Source organism: Amycolatopsis sp. NPDC059657 (genome assembly GCF_042734395.1).
In the GTDB taxonomy this organism is placed as follows: Bacteria; Actinomycetota; Actinomycetes; order Mycobacteriales; family Pseudonocardiaceae; genus Amycolatopsis.
The window spans coordinates 1-18,121 of record NZ_JBHWEB010000161.1 but is presented as its reverse complement, the minus strand read 5'-3'; the positions used below and the strand labels follow the sequence as shown (position 1 = coordinate 18,121).

Sequence of the window (18,121 nt, the reverse complement as noted above, 5' to 3'; positions counted from 1 at the left end):
CGATTGATTCCTTCGCAAGAACAATCATCCCAAGTCAGAGGGCATCTGCGCGTCCACGACACGATCAACCCACCAAGATCCTCGGTGGATCCAGGTTGAGCGTTGTGAAAGCGCCGTTCACATCGCCACCCCGCGCGCAGGCCGAGCAGCAGTGGAGGTACACGGGCGAGACCTTACGTGGCAAGAAAAACGGCCGGTGCGCCGGATGAAGGTCCGCAGCTCCAGGGAGGTACTACGGCGTTGAATCATCCAGCGCACCGGCCGCGCGACGGCGGTCTGCCAGGCAAAGCCCCTCGATATGCCCGGCAGGGTGCCGACGCTCAGGTGCGGATCGGGGTGGAGTTCGTGCTCGGCGCGGTGAGTACGAACATCCGAAGCGCACCCGATGGTGGTCCTGGCACCGCGGGGGCATCGCGGTGCCAGGACCAGTGCCCGAAGCGGCCAGGCGCGGTCGGCCGATCGGGAAGTCTGGTGTGTGCACGCATGGAGAAGCCCCTGTCAAACGCATGGGAAACGTTCAGACAAATGGGAAAGCGGCGAAGTTGATCTTGTTTTGGACGCGGCTCTCCCTGGAAAGGGGGCTGGCGTCAGTCAGGTGACGTGGTCGGCAGAGCTGCGTCTCTGCCAGCACCGTCGACCTCGTGGTCGAGACTGGTGCCGATCAGCCGAAGCTGAGTGGTGTTCGTGTCGGAGGTCAGCACGGCCAGCTGGTGGCGGGCGCCGCCTGCGGAGTCATGGCCCGCGGTGACGGTGCCGGTGGGGGTCAGGGGAGCGCTGGGCGCGGTCGGGAGCTGGCCGCCGCCGCTCGAACCGCCCGCTTTGACGTTCGCCTGCTGGTCGCTCTTGGCCGTCTTACCGGCCGACTGGCGCGATTGGACGGTGTGGGCGGCCGGGTTGACCACTGTGGACACCCGGGCCGCGGTGGCCGTTTCCGGGGCGGCAGGCGGGTTCTCGGGGGCGGTGGCCGCCACGGCCGTCTCGGCCGCTGGGCGGGTGACGGTGACCGAGACGGTCGCGCTGGTGCCGCTGTGGGTCGGCTGGTCGTTGCCGAGTATCGGGAGGATGGCCTTGCCGACGCCGTCGAGCGGCAGCGGTTCCGGGCAGTCCGGGTCGATCTGGCGGCCAGGGGTGAGCACGTCGTCGACGACGTTGGTCACGGTGCCGACGGTGTCGGTGACCACGTTGAGCACGGTGCCCAGCAGACCGCCGAGCAAGCCGCCGCCGGTGGGCGTCTTCTTGCGTGGTGCGGGGGCGGGCGCGGGCTCAGGAGTGTTGCTCTGGACGGAGAACGTCTCGACGGGAGCGGCCGCCGGCTCTTCTTTGGACAGCGCCGCCGGCTTGGCCGTCGGGGTCTTGGTCACCTCGGTGTCCGGGGCGCTTTCGGCGGCCGCGACGGTTTCCGAGATGCCGGCTGTGGTGCCGGGCGCTTCCTCGGCCGAAGCCGAGGTGCTGAGCACCGCGCCGAGCAACCACGCGGCGGCGGTCAGGCCACCCGCCAGCAGGATCGAGGGCAGCACGCGACCGGAGCGGGACACGGAGTTCGTGCCACTCACCGCCACCACCACCGTCCGGGCCTGAACTCAGGCGATCATCGCCCGAGTCGATCTTGCTGGGGTCTCATCTGGCCAGGTCGCAGTTCCCCCGGGGCTGCACTCTTTCTAGCATCGCAGGCGAGTGTTTCACCTCGATCGCGTTCGATCCACCCCGTAAGGCGGAACGGACGTACCGGCTCCGGTGGCGCAGGGCGAGAAGTTGATCACTCTGGGTTGGCCTCGGTGGGCGGGACTGCGGCCATTCGTGCCTGAGGGTAATTACTCAAATGGCGCTTGACCTGAGTTTTCGCGGATCTTCGCGCCCGTGCGTGCCGTCTCAGTCGCGGAAAGTGGCCAGAACGGCTGGTCCTTCCGGACGGCGGAGGGCGGTTTTCGCATGCTGAATCGAGATCTCGGGCGGTTGGTCCGTTTGGCGTCGGCAGGAGACCAAACGGCGTGGACCGCGTTGGTCCGAAGCCTCTCCGTAGTCGTTCGTAACGCCGCGCACGCGTCCACCTTGTGTGACGCCGACGTGCGAGATGTCTGTCAGGACGCGTGGCTCGCACTCGTCGGTAAACGGTGTTCGCTCGACCATCCGGAGCGGCTGCCAGGCTGGCTCGCGACGGCCGCCAGGCGGTGCGCCCACCGTCGGGTGATGAAGCGCCGGTCGGACGTCCCACTGGCGTGTCGGGCCGAGCTCGCCGCCGCGTCGCCCGAGCAGCTGATTTTGCTCACTGAGCGTGACAAAATGCTGTGGAACGCCGTCGCCAGCCTGCCGCGCCGGTCGCGGGCGCTGATGTGGCTGCTGGCCCACTATCCCGAGCTGACCCAGCAAGAAATCGCCACTGAGCTGGGAATACGTCCAGGCAGCGTCGGCCCGCTCCGCCGAAGATGCCTGGATCGTCTCCGTCACCTATTGGTCACAGAAGGTTTCGATTAGCCGAGTTTATGCAGCCGTTCGATCGCTTCGTCGAGTACCGAGTCTTCTTTGCAGAAGGCGAAACGCAAGAGGTGTTTCCACTCGTCCGGGTGATCCGTGAACACCTTTACGGGGACCGCGGCGACCCCGACGCGCTCGGGCAGCTGGTACGCCAGCTCCGCCGCGTCGGTGAAGCCGAGCGGCCGGACGTCCGCGCAGACGAAGTAAGTGCCCTCGGTCTTCCGCACCGCGAAACCGGCTTCGGCGAGCCCGGCGGAGAGCCGGTCGCGCTTGGCCATCAGGCTGCCGCGCAGGATCTCGACCCAGTCCAGTTCCTCTTCGAGCGCGTACGCCACGGCGGGCTGCAGCGGTCCGCCCGAGACGAAGGTGATGAACTGCTTCGCCGCCTTGACCGCGGCGACCAGCTCAGGTGACGAGCAGAGCCAGCCGATCTTCCATCCGGTGCAGTTGAACGACTTGCCCGCGCTCGAGATCGAGACCGTGCGGTCGCGCATCCCTGGGAACCCGGCGAGCGGGAAGTGCTCGGCCTCGTCGAAGGTCAGGTGCTCGTAGACCTCGTCGGTGATGGCGATCAGGTCGTGCTCGACGCAGAGCTTCGCGAGGCCGTCCAGCTCCTGCTTCGTGAACACGGTGCCGGTCGGGTTGTGCGGAGAGTTGGCGAGGATCGCGCGCGTCGCGGGCGTGATGGCCGCGCGGACGGCTTCGAGGTCGAGCGCGAACCGGCCATCGGCGCTCTCCACGAGCGAGACCACACGTCGCGTCGCGCCGGCCATGGCGACCGCGGCGGTGTACGAGTCGTAGTACGGCTCGATGACGACGACCTCGTCGCCGGTCTCGGTCAGCGCGATCAGCGTCGCCGCGATCGCCTCGGTGGCGCCCGCGGTGACGAGGATCTCGGTGTTCGGGTCGTACTCGATCCCGTAGCGCCCGGCCCGGTGCTTGGCGATGGCCTCGCGCAGCTCCTGGCGGCCGGGGCCGGGCGGGTACTGGTTGAGCCCGCCAAACAGGGCCTTTTGTGCTGCTTTGAGCATCTTTTCCGGGCCGTCGGTGTCCGGGAAGCCCTGGCCGAGGTTGACGGCGTCGTGCTTGACGGCGAGCGCGGTCATCTCCGCGAAGATCGTCGAAGTGAACGGCTGGAGGCGGGGTACTAGAGCAGGTTCGCGCACGATCGGCAATCCTCACGGACAATGGCGGCGTGGAGCAACTGACCAACGGTAAGGCCGAGCCCCGGCAGCTCACGGGCGGCACCACGCGCTTGGCCGATCCCCCCGGCGGAAGTGCCGCCGAGGAGGAGAAACGGCGCGCGCTGCGCAAGATGAAACTCGTCGCGCTGTCGTTCCTGGTCGGCGCGTCGGTGATCTTCCTGGTGACCAGCTGGGGGCTCGCGCAGGGCTGGCCGAACTGGGTCGAGTACGTGCGTGCGGCCGCCGAAGCCGGCATGGTCGGCGCGCTGGCCGACTGGTTCGCCGTGACGGCGTTGTTCCGCCATCCGCTCGGCATCAAGATCCCGCACACCGCGATCATCCCGCACAAGAAGGACGTGCTGGGCAACAGTCTCGGCGACTTCGTGAGCCAGAACTTCCTGTCCGAGGCCGTGGTGCGGGACAAGGTGCGGCGGGTCCAGGTCGCGACCAGGCTCGGCGAGTGGATCGCGCGGCCGGAGAACGCCGAGCGCGCGTCGCACGAGATCGCGAACGCCATGCGCGCCGCCGTGAAGGTGCTGCGCGACGAGGACGTCCAGGCGATCTTGGAGCAGGCGATCGTGCGCCGCGTCGTCGGCCCGCCGTGGGGCCCGCCGCTGGGCAAGGTGCTCGCCGGGATCTTCGAGGACGGCTCGCACCACAAGCTCGTCGACCTGATGTGCGACCGCGCGTACGAATGGGTCCGCGACAACCACTCGACCATGCTGCGGGTCGTCTCCGACCGCGCGCCGACGTGGTCGCCGAAGTTCGTCGACGAGATGCTGGCCGACAAGGTCTACGGCGAGGTCCTGTCGTTCGCCTGGGCGGTGAAGACCGACGTCAACCACCCGATGCGGCTGACGCTGGACAAGTTCCTCGGCGAGTTCGCACAGGACCTGCAGACCGACCCGGACGTGATGGCGCGCGCCGAGCAGGTGAAGTCGCAGGTCATCCAGCACGGCGAGGTGCAGAAGCTGATCGGCACCGCGTGGGCGTCGATGAAGGAGATGCTGCTGGCCGCGGCCGAAGACCCGTCGAGCGAGCTGCGCAAACGCATGCGCGAGGGCCTGCGCTCGGTCGGGCAGCGGCTGATCGACGACGACGCCATGCGCTCCAAGGTGGACGGCTGGCTGGAGGGCGCGGCGGCCTACCTGGTCACGCACTACTCGCGTGAGATCACCACGATCATCACCGACACAGTGGAGCGTTGGGACGCCGAGGAAACCTCGCGGAAGATCGAACTTCAGGTCGGCCGCGACCTCCAGTTCATCAGGATCAACGGCACGGTGGTCGGCGCGCTGGCCGGTTTGGCCATCTATTCGGTGGCCCACCTGCTGTTCTGAGCCCTATAGCACACGGTTCGGCCGTGCTGCGGAGTTGTCCACAGGAAGTTGAGTTATCCCTAGGGTTGTCCACAGCATTTGACCGTGATGGCCTAGCGACTGTCCACAGGTTGTGGTCGGCCATCCCCACGGGCCCGCCAGGCGCGTGCTTTTTCACGGTTGCCGCAGACCCGCATCGAGCACCAGGTGCGCGAGCGGTTGCGGGAGTTGTCGAAGAAGGCCCACAGGCAGTCGTCGGCCGGGCAGATCTTGAGCCTGGCCCACTCGCCGAGCACCGCGAGCCGGGTGGCCGCCGCGAGCACGGCGGCGACGACGTCCTCTGCGGCGAGGCGTGGGCCTGCCTGACCGAGTTCGGCATGCAGTGGCACGCGGAGTTCGCGCGGGCTCAGCCGCGGATCGCCGACGGCCGCGCGCAGCGCGTGGCGGGCTTCGCGAGCCTCCGCGAGCGGGCCGGGGCGCAGACCGTGCTTGGCGGCCCAGGCGTGCCACGTCGCAGCCGTGGCCAGCTCGTCGGTGTTCTCCTCGACGTTCACCGTGTTGAGGAACTCGACCACGAGTGAAGCGTCGTCGTTCATGGAAACCAGTGTAAGCCGGACACCGGTTGCGCCCTGTTGAGCTAACTCCCATACTGAGTTGACCGGTTATGAGGAGGAGATTCGATGTCCGCGGTCCCCACGTTCGGCGGCTACGTCTACGACTGTCCCGACCCGGCGGCACTCGCCGAGTTCTACCGCTCGCTGCTCGACTGGCCGTCGCCCCAGGCGGCCGCGGACGGCCACTGGGTCACACTGACCAACCCGGCGGGTGGCTCGCGGCTGGAGTTCCAGCGCGTCGACGACTATCGCGCGCCGGACTGGCCGTCGCAGGAGAATCCACAGCAGGCGCACCTCGACCTCGACGTCACCGACATGGAGGCCGCGCACGAGCGCGTGCTCTCGCTCGGCGCCAAGCTGCTCGACGACAAGCCGGAGACGTTCCGGGTCTACGCGGATCCCGCGGGGCATCCGTTCTGCCTCTGCGCATGCGGCGTCGAATATGCGTAGCCTGTGATGTGTGATTTGTCCGAAGTGTCAAAACGTCATGCGCACCGTCTCCAAGAACGGTGTCGCCATCGAGCAGTGCGAAGGATGCCGCGGCATCTTCCTCGACCGCGGTGAGCTTGAGCAGATCGCCGGCGCAGAGGCCTCGTACTACGGCAACCAGGTCCCGCCGCCCCCGGCGTACCAGCCGCCGCCCACGCAGCACTACCAGCAGCACGGCGGCTACGCGGATTCGCCGAAGGGCTACCGGGGCGGCCACGGCTACCCGGACTCGCCCAAGGGTTACCGAGGCGGCCACGGCTACCCCGACTCGCCCAAGGGCTACCGAGGCGGGCACGGCGCGCCCAAGCGCCGCAAGAGCTTCCTCGAGGATCTGTTCGACTAGACACGTGCTCGATCTCAAAATCTGTCCCGCCTGCGGCGACCGGGCCGAGTACCCGGTCGCCGAGGGCGCGGTGCTGGTGTGCGCGGTCTGCGGGCACCGCTGGCCGTTCCGCCGGTTGCCGCTGTTCGCGCTGACCGGCCCGAGCGGCGCGGGCAAGTCCACCGTCGGCCCTCGGCTGGCCTCACGCCTCGCCGACGAGGTCGTGCTGCTCGAGCAGGACGTCTTGTGGGTCGGCGGGCTGCGCAACGACGTCGACGGGCACCCCCGCTTCCGCTCGGTCTGGCTGCGGATGGCCGCGATGATCCACCAGAGCGGCCGCCCGGTCGTGCTCTGCGGAACGGTCCTGCCCGCAGAACTCGAGTCGCGTCCGGAGCGGGTGTTCTTCTCGGAAATCCACTACCTGGCGCTGATCGGCGACTCCGGCGCGCTGCGAACCCGACTGCGCGCGCGACCGGAATGGCGTGGCTGGAACGACGAGTCCCGCATCGACGAGATGCTGGAGTTCAACGACTGGATCCACCGCGAAGGCGCCCGCACCACCCCGCCGATGGACCTCTTCAACACCACCCACGCGACCCTCGACGACTCGGTCGACCACGCCGAAGCCTGGATCCGCAAGCACCTCTGACCCGGGGAAAAAAATCCCAATGTGGCTTTCGTCAGCTCAGAGCTGACGAAAGCCACATTGGCGTGCTGAAACCTGACGAATGCCGCATTGGGATTTTTTCTAGGGGTGGATCGGCCAGCGGTGGGGGCTCTCGGGTGAGTCCAGCCAGAAGTCCTGGGTCGTCGGGGTCACGGTGAGGCCGAAGCGGGATCGCCGGGGTTCGCCCAGGTCCGTCCACTCGGCATGAGCGGCGAGTACCTCGTCCCAGAGGCGTCGCGGGCCGCCTTGTTCGACGGAGTCGCCGTGGTGGCGAGCCCAGGAGCCGTCCGGGTGCAGCAGGTAGTCCGCGTACGGCAGCACGCCGGGCAGCGCGAGCCCCGCGAAGAACTCGAACGGGCTCGACGGCCGTGTCACCGCGTTGAGCTGCAACGACGTCGCCGAGAAGGAGCCGGGGCCGTCGATGGCGTCCAGTAGCAGCGAAGGTCGCGCGCCGCGGTGGGCGCGCAGTGGCATGAAACGGCCGTCGCGGGCGAGCACTCGGCCTTCGCCGGTCGCGCCGGCGCCCGCGACGATGCGCACGAGACCGGCGCCCAGTGGCCGGTGCAGTGTCGTCACGATCAGGCCGCCCGGCACCGTCTGCTCCAGCCAGGCGGGCGGGATCGAGGAGACCGCGCATGTGCACAGCACCCGGTCGAACGGTGCCCGCGCGGGAAACCCTTGCCGCCCATCGGTCACCGCGCACACGGGTTGGTAACCCGCCGAGGTCAGGTGTGCCGAAGCCTCATCGACCAGTCCGGCGTCAATGTCTATTGTGGACACTGCTGCCGAGCCCAGTGCATGGCACAACAGTGCCGCGTTGTAGCCCGTGCCGGTGCCGACCTCGAGCACGCGGTCCCCATATGAGGTCTCCAGCGCTTCGAGCATGATCGCCATGATCCCCGGCATGCTGGACGAACAGGTGGGCACGCCGGGCACCGGTCCGGTCTCGCGGGCCTTGTGCCACAAGGAAGAGTCGTCGTCGAGCTGGGTGACGAGCACTTCGTCGGCGTAGCAGCGGGCCAGCCAGCCTGGGTCGCCCTCGTCCATCGCGTCCCAGTTTTCCCCTTGTGTCACAAAGAAACGGGGGAGGAAGAGATGGCGGGGCACGGTGCGGAAGGCGGCGGCCCAGCGCGGGTCGGTGAGCGCGCCGTCCTCACGTAGCCGCCGTACGAGCTTGCGCCTCAGTCTCGCGGCATCGGACATAAGGCCAGGTTACGGCGTGGCGCAAGACACAGCGGTTCTGCAAGCAGTCTGCTTGCAATAGCTAGCACTCGGGCGTAACGTCGTTGTTGTCGCGAGGAGATGAGGCGAAGATGGCGGAACAGAATGAGGCTCACGGGCCCATGGAGAAGGTCGCCGACATCGGTCGTGACATCGGTGAGTACATCAAGCAACAGCGCAGCAACGCGAAGATTTCGTTGCGGCAGCTGTCAAAACTCGCCGGCGTGTCCAACCCGTACTTGAGTCAGATCGAGCGCGGTGTACGCAAGCCCAGCGCCGAGATCTTGCAGCAGATCGCCAAGGGCCTGCGGATTTCAGCCGAAGCACTCTATGTGCAGGCCGGAATCCTGGATCTGCCCACCGGCGGCCCCGTCGGTGACGCGATCCGTGCCGCCGAGGAGCTTTCCGAGCGGCAGAAGCAGGTTCTGCTTGACATCTACGAGTCGTTCCGCCGTGAAAACGCAGCATCCAAAGACCCCCAAACGAGGAGTGAAAACCATGACCACCCCCAAGACTGAAGACGTTCGCAAGGCCGTCAACACCGCCGTCGACCAGTTCCGCACCTCGCTGCTGGCCGCCCTCGGCGCCGGTAACCTCGCCAGCAAGGCCGTCGTCGACGCCGTCGGCAAGGCCAAGGAGAAGGCCGCCGAGAACCGCGAGACCGTCAAGAAGAACATCGAAGAGCTCCCCACCGAGGTGCAGCAGCTCCGCGAGAAGGTCAGCCCTGCCGAGCTCCGCAAGGTCATCGACGAGTACACCGAAGCCGCGCTGAAGCTGTACAACAAGCTGGCCGAGTCCGGCGAGCAGGCGTGGGACAAGCTCGTCGAGCAGCCCCAGGTCAAGAAGGCCATCGAGCAGCTCGAGGAGGCCCTCCAGACCGCGCAGGGTCGCGTCGAGGACGTCACCACCGAAGCCCGTGAGCGCGTCGAGGACGTCATCGCCAAGGTGACCGGCCGCCCCCGCGAGGAGAAGACCGTCGAGGCGGCTCCGGCCACCGAGACCAAGTCGGACGAGGCCGCCACCACCGGCCCGGCGAAGTCCACCGCCAAGACCGCCCCGCGTTCGGCGAGCACCACCCGCCGCACCACCACCCCCGCGACCGCCGCCAAGAAGCCGGCCGCCGCGAAGGACGAGAAGTAAATCTCGGCTGAACGGACCGGCCCCGCACCTCCCCAGGTGCGGGGCCGGTCCGTTTCGTGGCAATCACGTACCCTGAACTCGTGCTTGTCGCCATGTGGATCGTGAACATCATCCGGTGGGCCGGTGCGCTCGCCGGTCTTTTCGCGTTCGTGCACGCCCTGTTGCAGCGGGCGGACGCGTACTCCGCCGCCGACCGCAAGACGAAGCCGGTCTGGATGGGGATCACCGGCGCCGGACTGGCCGCGATGGTGCTGTTCGACTTCTTCGGCCCCGGCAGCCTGTTCTGGCTGGCCGGACTGGTCGCGGCGCTCGTCTACCTGGTCGACGTGCGGCCGAAGCTGATCGAGGTGCAGCGCGGCGGTCGAAACTGGTGAGCACCTGGACCATCGCGGGCAAGCTGACCGTCGAGCCCGCCTCGAAGCACCCCGAACTGCTGGCCGACCCGGTCGCGAAGGCGCTCGCCGCGCTGCCGGACCCCGACGCGCTCGGCGTCGCGGAGATCGACCCGGACCTGGCCGACACCGCTGCCTTCTGTGAGGCGTACGAGACGCCGCTGTCCGCGTCGGCGAACTGCGTCGTCATCGCGGGCAAGCGCGCCGGTGAGGTGCGCTTCGCCGCCGCCTTGGTGCTGGCGACCACCCGCGCCGACGTCAACGGCGTGATCAAGCGCAGGCTCGACGTGCGCAAGGCCTCGTTCGCGCCGATGGCCGAGGCCGTCGAGCTCACCGGGATGGCCTACGGCGGCATCACGCCGGTCGGGCTGCCGGAAGCCTGGCCGATCCTGATCGACAAGGCCGTCGCCGAAGCACCCGAGCTGGTCATCGGCAGCGGGATCCGTGGCAGCAAACTGCTGGTACCCGGTCATGTGCTGGCCGCGCTGCCCGGCGCCGAGGTCATCGAGGGCCTGGCTTTGTGACGCGGGTCTGGCCGCGCTACCGCTCCGACGCCGGAATCATGCTGCCGTACCGATGACTCCGGAGATGATCCTGGCGATCGCCGACGGCGCACCGCTCACGCTGGGCGACCTCGGCGAGGTCAAGGCCAACCGCGAGCGGTTGCTCAAGGCGCTGGACGGCGACCGGCCCGTCTACGGGGTCAACACCGGCATGGGACGGCTCGCCGGAGTGCGGCTGACCGTCGAGCAACAGGCTGTCCACCAACGGAATCTGCTACTCGGTCGCGCTGTCGGCGGCCCGCCATGGCTGCCGGAACGCGACGTCCGTGCGCTGCTCGCGGTGCGGGTGCGCGACCTGCTCGCGCCGTCGGCCGGGGGCAGCGTCGAGCTGATCCAAGCGCTCGCGGACCACCTCAACAACGGCTATCTGCCGAACGTGCCCCGCTTCGGGCTCGGCAGCGCGGGGGAGATCATCCCGCTCGCGCATGCCTTCGCCGAGCTGGACTTCGAGCTGGGACCGAAGGAAGGCATCAGCCTCCTGCAGGGCTCGCCGCTGGCCGTCACGCACGCGGTCCTGCGCGGCGACGAAGCCGGCCGGATCGTCGATCTGCAGCTCACGGCCGCGGCGGTCGCCGTCGACGTGCTCGGCGCGCCACGCGGCATCTACGCACCCGAACTGGCCGGTGACGATGAGTTCCTGCGCGAACGCCTGGTCGCGCTGACGGCGTTGACCGACGGCGGCCAGGTGCGGGATCTGGTGCAGGCGCCCATTTCCGTGCGCGTCGGGCCCCGCGCGCTCGCGCATGCCGACCGAGTGCTCGACGATCTCCGCCGGGCCGTGCTCCTGGACCGGCCGTCGGACTCGCCCGCTTTCCTCGACGGCGAGTTCGTGTCGACGACCGGGTTCCACGCCGTCGACCTCGGCCTGCGGATGGACGCCGTCACGGCCGCGCTCGTGCACCTCGGCGAGATCAGCGTCCAGCGCATGCACCGCATGCTCGACGCCGGATTCAGCGGGCTGAATCCCCAGCTCGCCGTGGATCCCGGACCGCAGGCGGGGCTCACGCCTTTGCACAAGCGGGCCGTCGGCGAGCTGCACGCGTTGCGCAGGCTGGCCACTCCGGCGACTCTAGGCTCGATTGACACATCCGCAGGTCAGGAGGATGTGCAAGCGTTTGCGTGGGCGGCCGGTGAGCAGCTGCGCGCGGCCGTCGAGCACCTGGTGACGATCACGGCCTGCGAGTTCATCGCGGGCTCGCAGGCGTACTACCTCCGCGGCCAGTGCGCGCCGGGACTCCGCGAGCACTATGCCTGGATCGACGTGCCGCCGGTCAGCGAGGATCGGCCGCTCGGCGTGGACGTCTCACGACTGAGCGTGCGGATTGCGCGGCATGGTCAGACCGCGCGGCACGAGCCACCTGGTGATGAGTGAGAACGCGCCTTCGCAGAGCAGCGCGAGGATGACCACCGCGACACCGCCCGCGAGGATCTCGCCGCGCCCGGACGCGCCGAGCGCGAAACCGTCCACAATGTACCGGCCGAGCCCGCCGCCGTCGTTGACGATCGCGCCGATCGCCACGGTCGCGACCACCTGAAGGAACGCGACCCGCGCGCCCGCCAGGATCACCGGCGACGCGAGCGGGAGCTCGACGCGCAGCATCAGCTGCCACTCACGGAAACCGGTGCCACGTGCGGCGTCGACCGTTTCCGGCTCGACCTGGACCACACCCGCGTAGGTGTTGCTGAACAGCGGTGGCAGCGCGAGCACGAGCAACGCCACCAGCAACGGCAGCACGCGCGTGTCGACGTCCCATCGGCTTGCGAGGAACCAGAACAGCACCACCAGGCCGAAACTCGGGATCGCGCGGCCGATGTTGACCGCGGTGGCCGCCAGGAACGCGCCGCGCCGGTAGTGCGCGAGGAAGAGCGCGGCCGGGATCGCCAGCAACGCGGCCAAAAGCAGGGACAGCACGGACAGTTCGAGGTGCTCGACCGTGCGGTACGGGATGCCTGCCTTGTCCGTCCAGCTCCAGCGATTCGGTTCGCCGAGCCATTTCACGGTCTCGTCGATGATGTTCATCGGGTGTTCGCCTTCCTGGCCCACGGCGCGAGTGCGCGTTCGCTCAGCCACAGCAGCAGGTCGACACCCACCGCGAGCAGGATGGACAGCCCGATGCCGACGATGATCGGCGTCGGGTTCGGCGTGGTCGTCTGGATGCCCGCGCGGATGAAGAAGCCGAGGCCGCCCTTGCCGAGCATCGAGGTGACCGTCACCAGGCCGATCGTGGTGACCGCGGCGACGCGCAGCCCGGCGATGATCACCGGAACCGCGAGCGGGAACTCGACCTGCCAGAGCAGCCTCGATCGGGTGAAACCCATACCCAGCGCGGCTTCGCGGACCTCGTTCGGCACTTGGTCGATGCCGGTGACGATGTTGCGCAACAGGATCAGCAGCGTGTACGTCACGAGCGGGATGACCGCGGTGGTGAAGGTGAACCCGAAGAACGGCACCAGCACGGCGAACGCGCCGAGGCTCGGGATGACGTACAGCGAGCCTGCCGCGCCGAGCGCGAAAGCGTAGAACCAGCGGTACCGCAACGAGATCACCGCCAGGCCGATCGCGATCAGCAGCCCGATGCCGAGCGCGGCCGCCGTGAGCGTGACGTGCTCGGTGAACCGCTGCAAGATGGCGTCGGCGTTGCGGTCGACCCACCGCCATTCGAAGATCGGCCGCTCGCCACTCTGGGCCACGAAGAACTCGTGCACCGGCCGACCTTACCCCGTTCGAGTTCGGGAATTCCGTTGATTGAGACGTATACGCCTATCGGTCCCATTATGTGGATTCTGTCGCTACGCAGGGCTAATGTCCGGGGGCCTTGATACAAGTCAGAGGAGAGTGGACGTGCGCTGGACACGAACGGTCAAGGTCGCTGCGGTGTTCGCCGCGGCGGCACTCGGTTTGACGGCTTGCGGTGGTGGCGACAGCAACCCGGCGCCCGCGGCGCAGGGTAAGGGCGGCGCGCCGATCGTGGTGGCGTCGTTCAACTTCACCGACAGCCAGATCCTCGCCGAGCTGTACGCGAACGCGCTGGAGTCGAAGGGCTATCCGGTCGAGCGCAAGCTCAACCTCGGCTCGCGCGAGCTGATCTACCCCGAGCTGAAGAAGGGCTCGCTGCAGTTCATCCCGGAATACCAGGGCGCGGCGATCCAGACCGGTTTCGCCGGTGTGCCGGAAAAGACCCCGGAAGCCGAGCACGAGCAGCTCAAGAAGCTCCTCGAGCCGTCGGGTGTCGGCCTGCTCAACTTCGCGCCGGCGCAGAACAAGAACGCCTTCATCGTCAAGGCCGACTTGGCCAAGGAGAAGGGTCTTAAGACGCTCAGCGACCTTAAGAAGCTCGACAAGGTCGTCATGGGCGGCGGACCGGAATGCGCCCAGCGCATCCCGTGCTTCAAGGGCCTGCAGGACGTCTACAAGCTGACCAACGCGACCTTCCAGGCCGTGCAGGAAGCGGGCCCGCGTGTCGCGGGGCTCAAGTCCGGCTCGATCACCGTGATCACGGTCGACTCGGTCAACCCGCTCGTCGGCGACCCCGCCTACGCCGAGCTCCAGGATGACCTGGGCATCGTGCCGACCGAGAACATCGTGCCCGCGGTCGCCAAGAAGGTGCTCGACGAGCGCGGAGCCGACTTCGCGACGGTCGTCAACGCGGTCAGCGCGAAGCTCACCACCGAGGAACTGCGTACGCTCAACAAGCGCGTCGACTCGGACGGCGAGCAGGCCGCCGACGTCGCCAAGGACTGGCTGAAGTCCAAGGGGCTTTAAAGGACTCGTGAGTGTTCCCGACGGTTCTAACCGTCGGGAACACTCACGACCATCGAAAGGAACGTTCATGGGTAAGGTCACGGCCGTCGCAGAGCGGACGATCAACGCGCCGGTCGAGCAGGTGCGGGCACTGGTGGCGGACTACGCCGAGGCGCGCCCCAAAATCCTCACCGAGCAGTACCTCGACTACGCGGTCACCGAGGGCGGCCACGGCGCGGGCACCAAGGCGAGCTGGAAGCTGCAGGCCACGTCGAAGCGGGTGCGCTCGGTCGACGCGACGGTCACCGAGCCCGCGCCCGGCACGTTCGTCGAGACGGACGCGAACTCGTCGATGGTCACCACCTGGTCGGTGCGTGAGTCGGGCCCGAACACCCTGGTGCGCATCGAGACCACGTGGGACGGCGCCGGCGGCATCGGCGGCTTCTTCGAGAAGACGTTCGCGCCGGGTGGGCTGAAGCGGATTTACGACGGTGTGCTGGGGAAACTCGAGGCGATTGTGTAGCCCGTCACAAACGGAATGATCGCCCCGGTTAGTGCGTTGGGACCTTCCAGAGACACCTACTAAGACTGGAGTTCACCGGTGAACGCACCGACACAGGCCACTGAGGTTCAGCTCGCTTCGCGCCCACACGGCGCGCCGACGCTGGAGAATTTCACCGTCGCGAACACGGCGATCCCGTCGCCTGGCGAAGGTCAGCTCCTGGTGCGCAACTCGGTGATCAGTGTCGACCCGTACATGCGCGGCCGGATGAGCGACCGCAAGTCCTACTCCGCGCCGTACGAGCTCGGCCGCGCCATGCAGGGTGGTGCCGTCGGTGAGGTCGTCGAGTCCACTGTGGATGGTTTCAAGCCCGGCGACCACGTGCTGCACTTCGAAGGCTGGCGCACCCACGCCGTCATCGACGCGAAGACCGCGGTCAAGGTCGACGGTGCGGTCTCCCCGCTTTCCAACTACCTGGGCGTGCTCGGGATGACCGGGCTGACCGCCTACGCCGGTCTGTTCCGGGTCGCGGGCTTCAAGGCGGGCGACACCGTCTTCGTGTCCGGCGCGGCAGGCGCGGTCGGTTCCATCGTCGGCCAGCTCGCGAAGCTGAACGGCGCCAAGCGGGTCATCGGCTCGGCCGGCACGCCGGAGAAGGTCAAGTGGCTGGTGGAGGAGCTCGGCTTCGACGCCGCGTTCAACTACAAGGACGGCCCCGTCGTCGACCAGCTGCGCGAGGCGGCTCCCGAGGGCATCGACGTCTACTTCGACAACGTCGGCGGTGAGCACCTCGAAGCCGCGATCGACTCGATGAACCTGAACGGCCGGATCGCCGTCTGCGGCATGATCTCGCAGTACAACGCCACCGAGCCGACCCCGGCGCCGCGCAACCTCGCCACGATCATCGCCAAGCGGTTCACCATGACCGGCATGCTGGTGGGCGACCACTACGACCTGCAGCCGAAGTTCGTCGCCGAGGTCGCGCCGCTCGTCGCTTCCGGTCAGCTCAAGCACTCGGAGACGTTCGTCGACGGCATCGAGAACGCCCCGCAGGCGTTCATCGACATGCTTGAGGGCGCCAACACCGGCAAGATGCTCGTCCGGGTTTAAGGGCTCGTGAGTGGTATTGCCGGTTCTAACCGGCAATACCACTCACGACTCAGTACTGGTGCGCGATCGAGCGGGCGGTCAAGTCGGCGTCGATCGCCTCGGCGTCCGCCGCGATGTTCAGCTGGTCCTTGAAGATGCGGCCCGCGCTGGGCAGCGACTTGCGGTCAGGCCAGGTCTCCGGCTTCCAGAGACTGGACCGCATGAAGGCCTTGGCGCAGTGCAGATACAGCTCGTTCACGGTGACGACGACCGCGAGCTGAGGGCGCTTGTTCTTGACGATCAGGTCGTCGAAGAACGGCGCCTCCGAGACCAGCTGGGCGCTGCCGTTGACGCGCAGGGTCTCGTTCATCCCCGGCACCAGGAACAGCAGGCCGACGTGCGGGTTGTCGATGATGTTGCGGAAGCTGTCGACCCGGTGGTTGCCAGGCCGGTCCGCGATCACCAGCGTCTTCTCGTCCAGCACGAGCACCGACCCGGCGGGGTCGCCACGAGGCGAGACGTCGCAGGTGCCGTCCGGGGCCGAGGTCGCCAGCAGCACGAACGGCGAATTCTCGATCAGCGTCCGCGCGTGCGGGTCGATGCGGCCGATGTCTTTGCGGATCGCGCCTTCGGCGGCCTCGCCGATGACGCCGGTCAGTGCTTCGTGCGTGTCAACAACGGTCACAGTCCCCATACCGCTCACGGTACCTAGAAAACGACGGTCCGATTCCCGTGAACTAGGACACGTGACTCGAGGTGCCAGCGCAAACCCCTGGCCAGGGTCACTTTTTCGATGTCCCTGCCCTTGCGGACCATATCCGCGATCGAGTCGCCGTGGTCGACGCGGATGACGTCCTGCTCGATGATCGGGCCCGCGTCGAGGTCGGCGGTGACGTAGTGGCAGGTCGCGCCGACCAGCTTCACGCCGCGCGCGTACGCCTGGTGATACGGCCGCGCGCCGATGAACGACGGCAGGAAGCTGTGGTGGATGTTGAGCACCCGCCCGCTCCACTCCGCGCACAGCTCGGCGGGCAGGATCTGCATGAACCGCGCCAGCACGACCGCGTGCGGGTCGTGCTCGGCCACCAGCTTGCGCACCTCTTCGAAGGCCTCGGCCTTGCGATCGGCGAACGGGACATGGTGGAACGGGATGCCGTGCGCCCGCGTGATGTCGCCGAGGTCGGGGTGGTTGGCGATCACCGCGCTGATCTCGACGTCCAGTTCACCCGCGGCGACCCGGCCCAGCAGGTCGTAGAGGCAGTGGCCCTCTTTGGACACCAGGATGACGACCCGTTTGCGCTCGCCCGTGTCACTCACCTGCCAGTTCGACTCGGCGGAAAGCGACTCCGCCACCGCGCCGAACTTCTCGCGCAGCACGTCGACCTCGAACGGCAGCGAATCCGCGCGGACCACCTGGCGGGTGAAGAACCAGCCGGTGTCCGGATCGGTGTGATAGGCCGCTTCGACGATCCATCCGCCGTGCTCGGCGAGGAACCCGGAGATCCGGGCGATGATGCCGGTCCGGTCGGGACAGCCGAAGGTGATGACGTAACGACGCTCAGGGGCAGACACGCCCCTCATCATTCCGCGTGCAGCTCAGAGCCGGTCGGCGGGCCAGCCTCCGCCCCGATTCGACGGCCGCGACAAGCCCCAGTCCCAGCCCGAACGACAGCAACAACCCCTTCGCCGGCTCATCCGCGAACGCCGCCCCACCCGCCAGCCCGATCAGCACGCTGTAAACCGCCCAGAGCCCGGCGCCGAGCGCGTCCTTCGCGACGAACCGGCGAAACGGGTACCCGAGACTTCCGGTCGCCAGCGCACTCGCGACCCGCCCGCCAGGCACATAGCGGGCGGCGATGATGAGCATGGTGGCGTGCCGGTCCACTGTGGCCTTGGCCCACTCGTAGCGCTGCCGTCCGCTGGGTCCTCTCTGGAGCCTGGCGATCGCCTTCGGGCCCGCGCCGCGGCCGACCGCGTAGCCGAGGCAGTCACCAGCCCAAGCCCCGACGGTCGCTGTTACGGCCAGCGCGAGCAGCCGTTCGGGATCCGGCCCGAAGAGCACGGCCACGGTCACGACGGTCGTCTCGCTCGGCATGAAGGGGAGCAGCGCGTCGAGCCCGGCGACCGAGAACACGATCAGCCACAGCCATGGCGAGTCGACGGTGCCCCGCAGCAACTCCGTGACCTGCTCCAACAGCTCCACCCCCGAAGCCTGATCACTCAAAGCCACTTCGAGGTAACGCTACGGGGCGCGCGAGGTAAAGCCCACGTGAGCGTTGGCCTGCCCCGCCTGGGAAAAAATCCCAATGTGGCTTTGGTCAGCTCTGGAACCCCCAATGTGGCGTTCGTCAGCTCAGAGCTGACCACACCCCCCAATTGCTGGAGAAAACAGAACACATACCCCA

22 protein-coding genes are annotated in these 18,121 nt (G+C 67.8%); 13 read left to right on the top strand and 9 right to left on the bottom strand.

Translation table 11 applies throughout. The features are described from left to right. Positions 1-587: 587 nt before the first annotated feature. Positions 588-1,553 (bottom strand): hypothetical protein, encoded by a 966-nt coding sequence (locus ACFV15_RS43950; protein WP_378358876.1) that lies wholly within the window; start codon positions 1,551-1,553, stop codon positions 588-590. A gap of 376 nt (positions 1,554-1,929) precedes the next feature. Here ACFV15_RS43950 and ACFV15_RS43945 point away from each other — a divergent pair, with 376 nt between their 5' ends. Next, positions 1,930-2,472 carry an RNA polymerase sigma factor gene (locus ACFV15_RS43945; protein ID WP_378358880.1) on the top strand — a complete coding sequence of 181 codons (543 nt, stop codon included), beginning with the start codon at positions 1,930-1,932 and terminating at the stop codon, positions 2,470-2,472. Here the strand turns inward: ACFV15_RS43945 and ACFV15_RS43940 are convergent. Then, complete coding sequence (locus tag ACFV15_RS43940; RefSeq protein ID WP_378358874.1) at positions 2,469-3,638, bottom strand: pyridoxal phosphate-dependent aminotransferase; 1,170 nt, start codon at positions 3,636-3,638, stop codon at positions 2,469-2,471. The two genes, ACFV15_RS43945 and ACFV15_RS43940, sit on opposite strands and share 4 nt — an antisense overlap. 29 nt (positions 3,639-3,667) lie before the next feature. On the opposite strand from ACFV15_RS43940, the gene ACFV15_RS43935 reads away from it, so the two are divergent. Beyond that, positions 3,668-4,996, top strand: coding sequence for a DUF445 domain-containing protein (locus tag ACFV15_RS43935; RefSeq protein ID WP_378358873.1), 1,329 nt, complete (start codon positions 3,668-3,670; stop codon positions 4,994-4,996). Positions 4,997-5,088: 92 nt separating this feature from the next. Here ACFV15_RS43935 and ACFV15_RS43930 read toward each other — a convergent pair whose 3' ends face one another. Then, positions 5,089-5,571, bottom strand: a complete 483-nt coding sequence (locus ACFV15_RS43930) for a CGNR zinc finger domain-containing protein (RefSeq protein ID WP_378358871.1) — start codon at positions 5,569-5,571, stop codon at positions 5,089-5,091. A gap of 84 nt (positions 5,572-5,655) precedes the next feature. On the opposite strand from ACFV15_RS43930, the gene ACFV15_RS43925 reads away from it, so the two are divergent. The 3 genes from ACFV15_RS43925 to ACFV15_RS43915 are packed head-to-tail and all read left to right on the top strand — an operon-like array spanning position 5,656 to position 7,049. Continuing rightward, the gene (locus tag ACFV15_RS43925) at positions 5,656-6,039 is read left to right on the top strand and encodes a VOC family protein (protein ID WP_378358870.1); all 384 of its coding nucleotides are present in this window, start codon (positions 5,656-5,658) and stop codon (positions 6,037-6,039) included. 10 nt (positions 6,040-6,049) lie between these two features. Then, positions 6,050-6,421 (top strand): zf-TFIIB domain-containing protein, encoded by a 372-nt coding sequence (locus ACFV15_RS43920; protein WP_378358869.1) that lies wholly within the window; start codon positions 6,050-6,052, stop codon positions 6,419-6,421. 4 nt (positions 6,422-6,425) lie between these two features. Continuing rightward, positions 6,426-7,049 carry an AAA family ATPase gene (locus ACFV15_RS43915; RefSeq protein WP_378358867.1) on the top strand — a complete coding sequence of 208 codons (624 nt, stop codon included), beginning with the start codon at positions 6,426-6,428 and terminating at the stop codon, positions 7,047-7,049. Positions 7,050-7,148: 99 nt separating this feature from the next. On the opposite strand, the gene ACFV15_RS43910 is transcribed toward ACFV15_RS43915, so the two are convergent. Continuing rightward, on the bottom strand, positions 7,149-8,270 hold the full coding sequence (locus ACFV15_RS43910; RefSeq protein WP_378358866.1) for a methyltransferase domain-containing protein: 1,122 nt from the start codon (positions 8,268-8,270) through the stop codon (positions 7,149-7,151). 140 nt (positions 8,271-8,410) lie between these two features. Between ACFV15_RS43910 and ACFV15_RS43905 the strand changes: the two genes are divergently transcribed. From ACFV15_RS43905 to ACFV15_RS43885, 5 genes are all read left to right on the top strand, one after another. Next, positions 8,411-8,806 (top strand): helix-turn-helix domain-containing protein, encoded by a 396-nt coding sequence (locus tag ACFV15_RS43905; protein ID WP_370950144.1) that lies wholly within the window; start codon positions 8,411-8,413, stop codon positions 8,804-8,806. Next, on the top strand, positions 8,787-9,428 hold the full coding sequence (locus ACFV15_RS43900; protein WP_378358864.1) for a hypothetical protein: 642 nt from the start codon (positions 8,787-8,789) through the stop codon (positions 9,426-9,428). Before ACFV15_RS43905 ends, ACFV15_RS43900 begins: the two co-directional genes overlap by 20 nt. Positions 9,429-9,508: 80 nt before the next feature. Continuing rightward, on the top strand, positions 9,509-9,802 hold the full coding sequence (locus tag ACFV15_RS43895; RefSeq protein ID WP_378358862.1) for a DUF2516 family protein: 294 nt from the start codon (positions 9,509-9,511) through the stop codon (positions 9,800-9,802). Next, complete coding sequence (locus ACFV15_RS43890; RefSeq protein ID WP_378358860.1) at positions 9,799-10,344, top strand: YbaK/EbsC family protein; 546 nt, start codon at positions 9,799-9,801, stop codon at positions 10,342-10,344. Before ACFV15_RS43895 ends, ACFV15_RS43890 begins: the two co-directional genes overlap by 4 nt. 64 nt (positions 10,345-10,408) lie before the next feature. Next, a complete protein-coding gene (locus tag ACFV15_RS43885; protein ID WP_378358878.1) occupies positions 10,409-11,755 on the top strand; it encodes an aromatic amino acid lyase in 1,347 nt (448 codons plus the stop codon). On the opposite strand, the gene ACFV15_RS43880 is transcribed toward ACFV15_RS43885, so the two are convergent. Both ACFV15_RS43880 and ACFV15_RS43875 read right to left on the bottom strand, forming a co-directional pair. Next, a complete protein-coding gene (locus ACFV15_RS43880) occupies positions 11,687-12,403 on the bottom strand; it encodes an ABC transporter permease (protein ID WP_378358859.1) in 717 nt (238 codons plus the stop codon). The two genes, ACFV15_RS43885 and ACFV15_RS43880, sit on opposite strands and share 69 nt — an antisense overlap. Continuing rightward, on the bottom strand, positions 12,400-13,089 hold the full coding sequence (locus ACFV15_RS43875; protein WP_378358857.1) for an ABC transporter permease: 690 nt from the start codon (positions 13,087-13,089) through the stop codon (positions 12,400-12,402). The genes ACFV15_RS43880 and ACFV15_RS43875 overlap by 4 nt, the downstream gene beginning before the upstream one ends. A gap of 136 nt (positions 13,090-13,225) precedes the next feature. On the opposite strand from ACFV15_RS43875, the gene ACFV15_RS43870 reads away from it, so the two are divergent. The 3 genes from ACFV15_RS43870 (at position 13,226) to ACFV15_RS43860 (ending at position 15,737) form a co-directional block, all read left to right on the top strand. Then, positions 13,226-14,146 carry an ABC transporter substrate-binding protein gene (locus ACFV15_RS43870; RefSeq protein ID WP_378358855.1) on the top strand — a complete coding sequence of 307 codons (921 nt, stop codon included), beginning with the start codon at positions 13,226-13,228 and terminating at the stop codon, positions 14,144-14,146. A gap of 67 nt (positions 14,147-14,213) precedes the next feature. Then, entirely contained in the window at positions 14,214-14,648 is a 435-nt protein-coding gene (locus ACFV15_RS43865; protein ID WP_378358853.1) for an SRPBCC family protein, read from the top strand. 78 nt (positions 14,649-14,726) lie between these two features. Then, entirely contained in the window at positions 14,727-15,737 is a 1,011-nt protein-coding gene (locus ACFV15_RS43860; protein WP_378358851.1) for an NADP-dependent oxidoreductase, read from the top strand. Between the two features lie 49 nt (positions 15,738-15,786). On the opposite strand, the gene ACFV15_RS43855 is transcribed toward ACFV15_RS43860, so the two are convergent. Genes ACFV15_RS43855 through ACFV15_RS43845 form a run of 3 tightly spaced genes read right to left on the bottom strand, consistent with a single transcriptional unit; the run spans position 15,787 to position 17,919 of the window. Further along, a complete protein-coding gene (locus ACFV15_RS43855; protein WP_378358850.1) occupies positions 15,787-16,410 on the bottom strand; it encodes a pyridoxamine 5'-phosphate oxidase family protein in 624 nt (207 codons plus the stop codon). A gap of 14 nt (positions 16,411-16,424) precedes the next feature. Next, positions 16,425-17,297, bottom strand: a complete 873-nt coding sequence (gene purU / locus ACFV15_RS43850) for a formyltetrahydrofolate deformylase (RefSeq protein ID WP_378358848.1) — start codon at positions 17,295-17,297, stop codon at positions 16,425-16,427. Continuing rightward, positions 17,275-17,919: a DedA family protein gene (locus tag ACFV15_RS43845; RefSeq protein ID WP_378358846.1), complete on the bottom strand. Its 645-nt coding sequence runs from the start codon at positions 17,917-17,919 to the stop codon at positions 17,275-17,277. The genes purU and ACFV15_RS43845 overlap by 23 nt, the downstream gene beginning before the upstream one ends. Positions 17,920-18,121 lie beyond the last annotated feature (202 nt).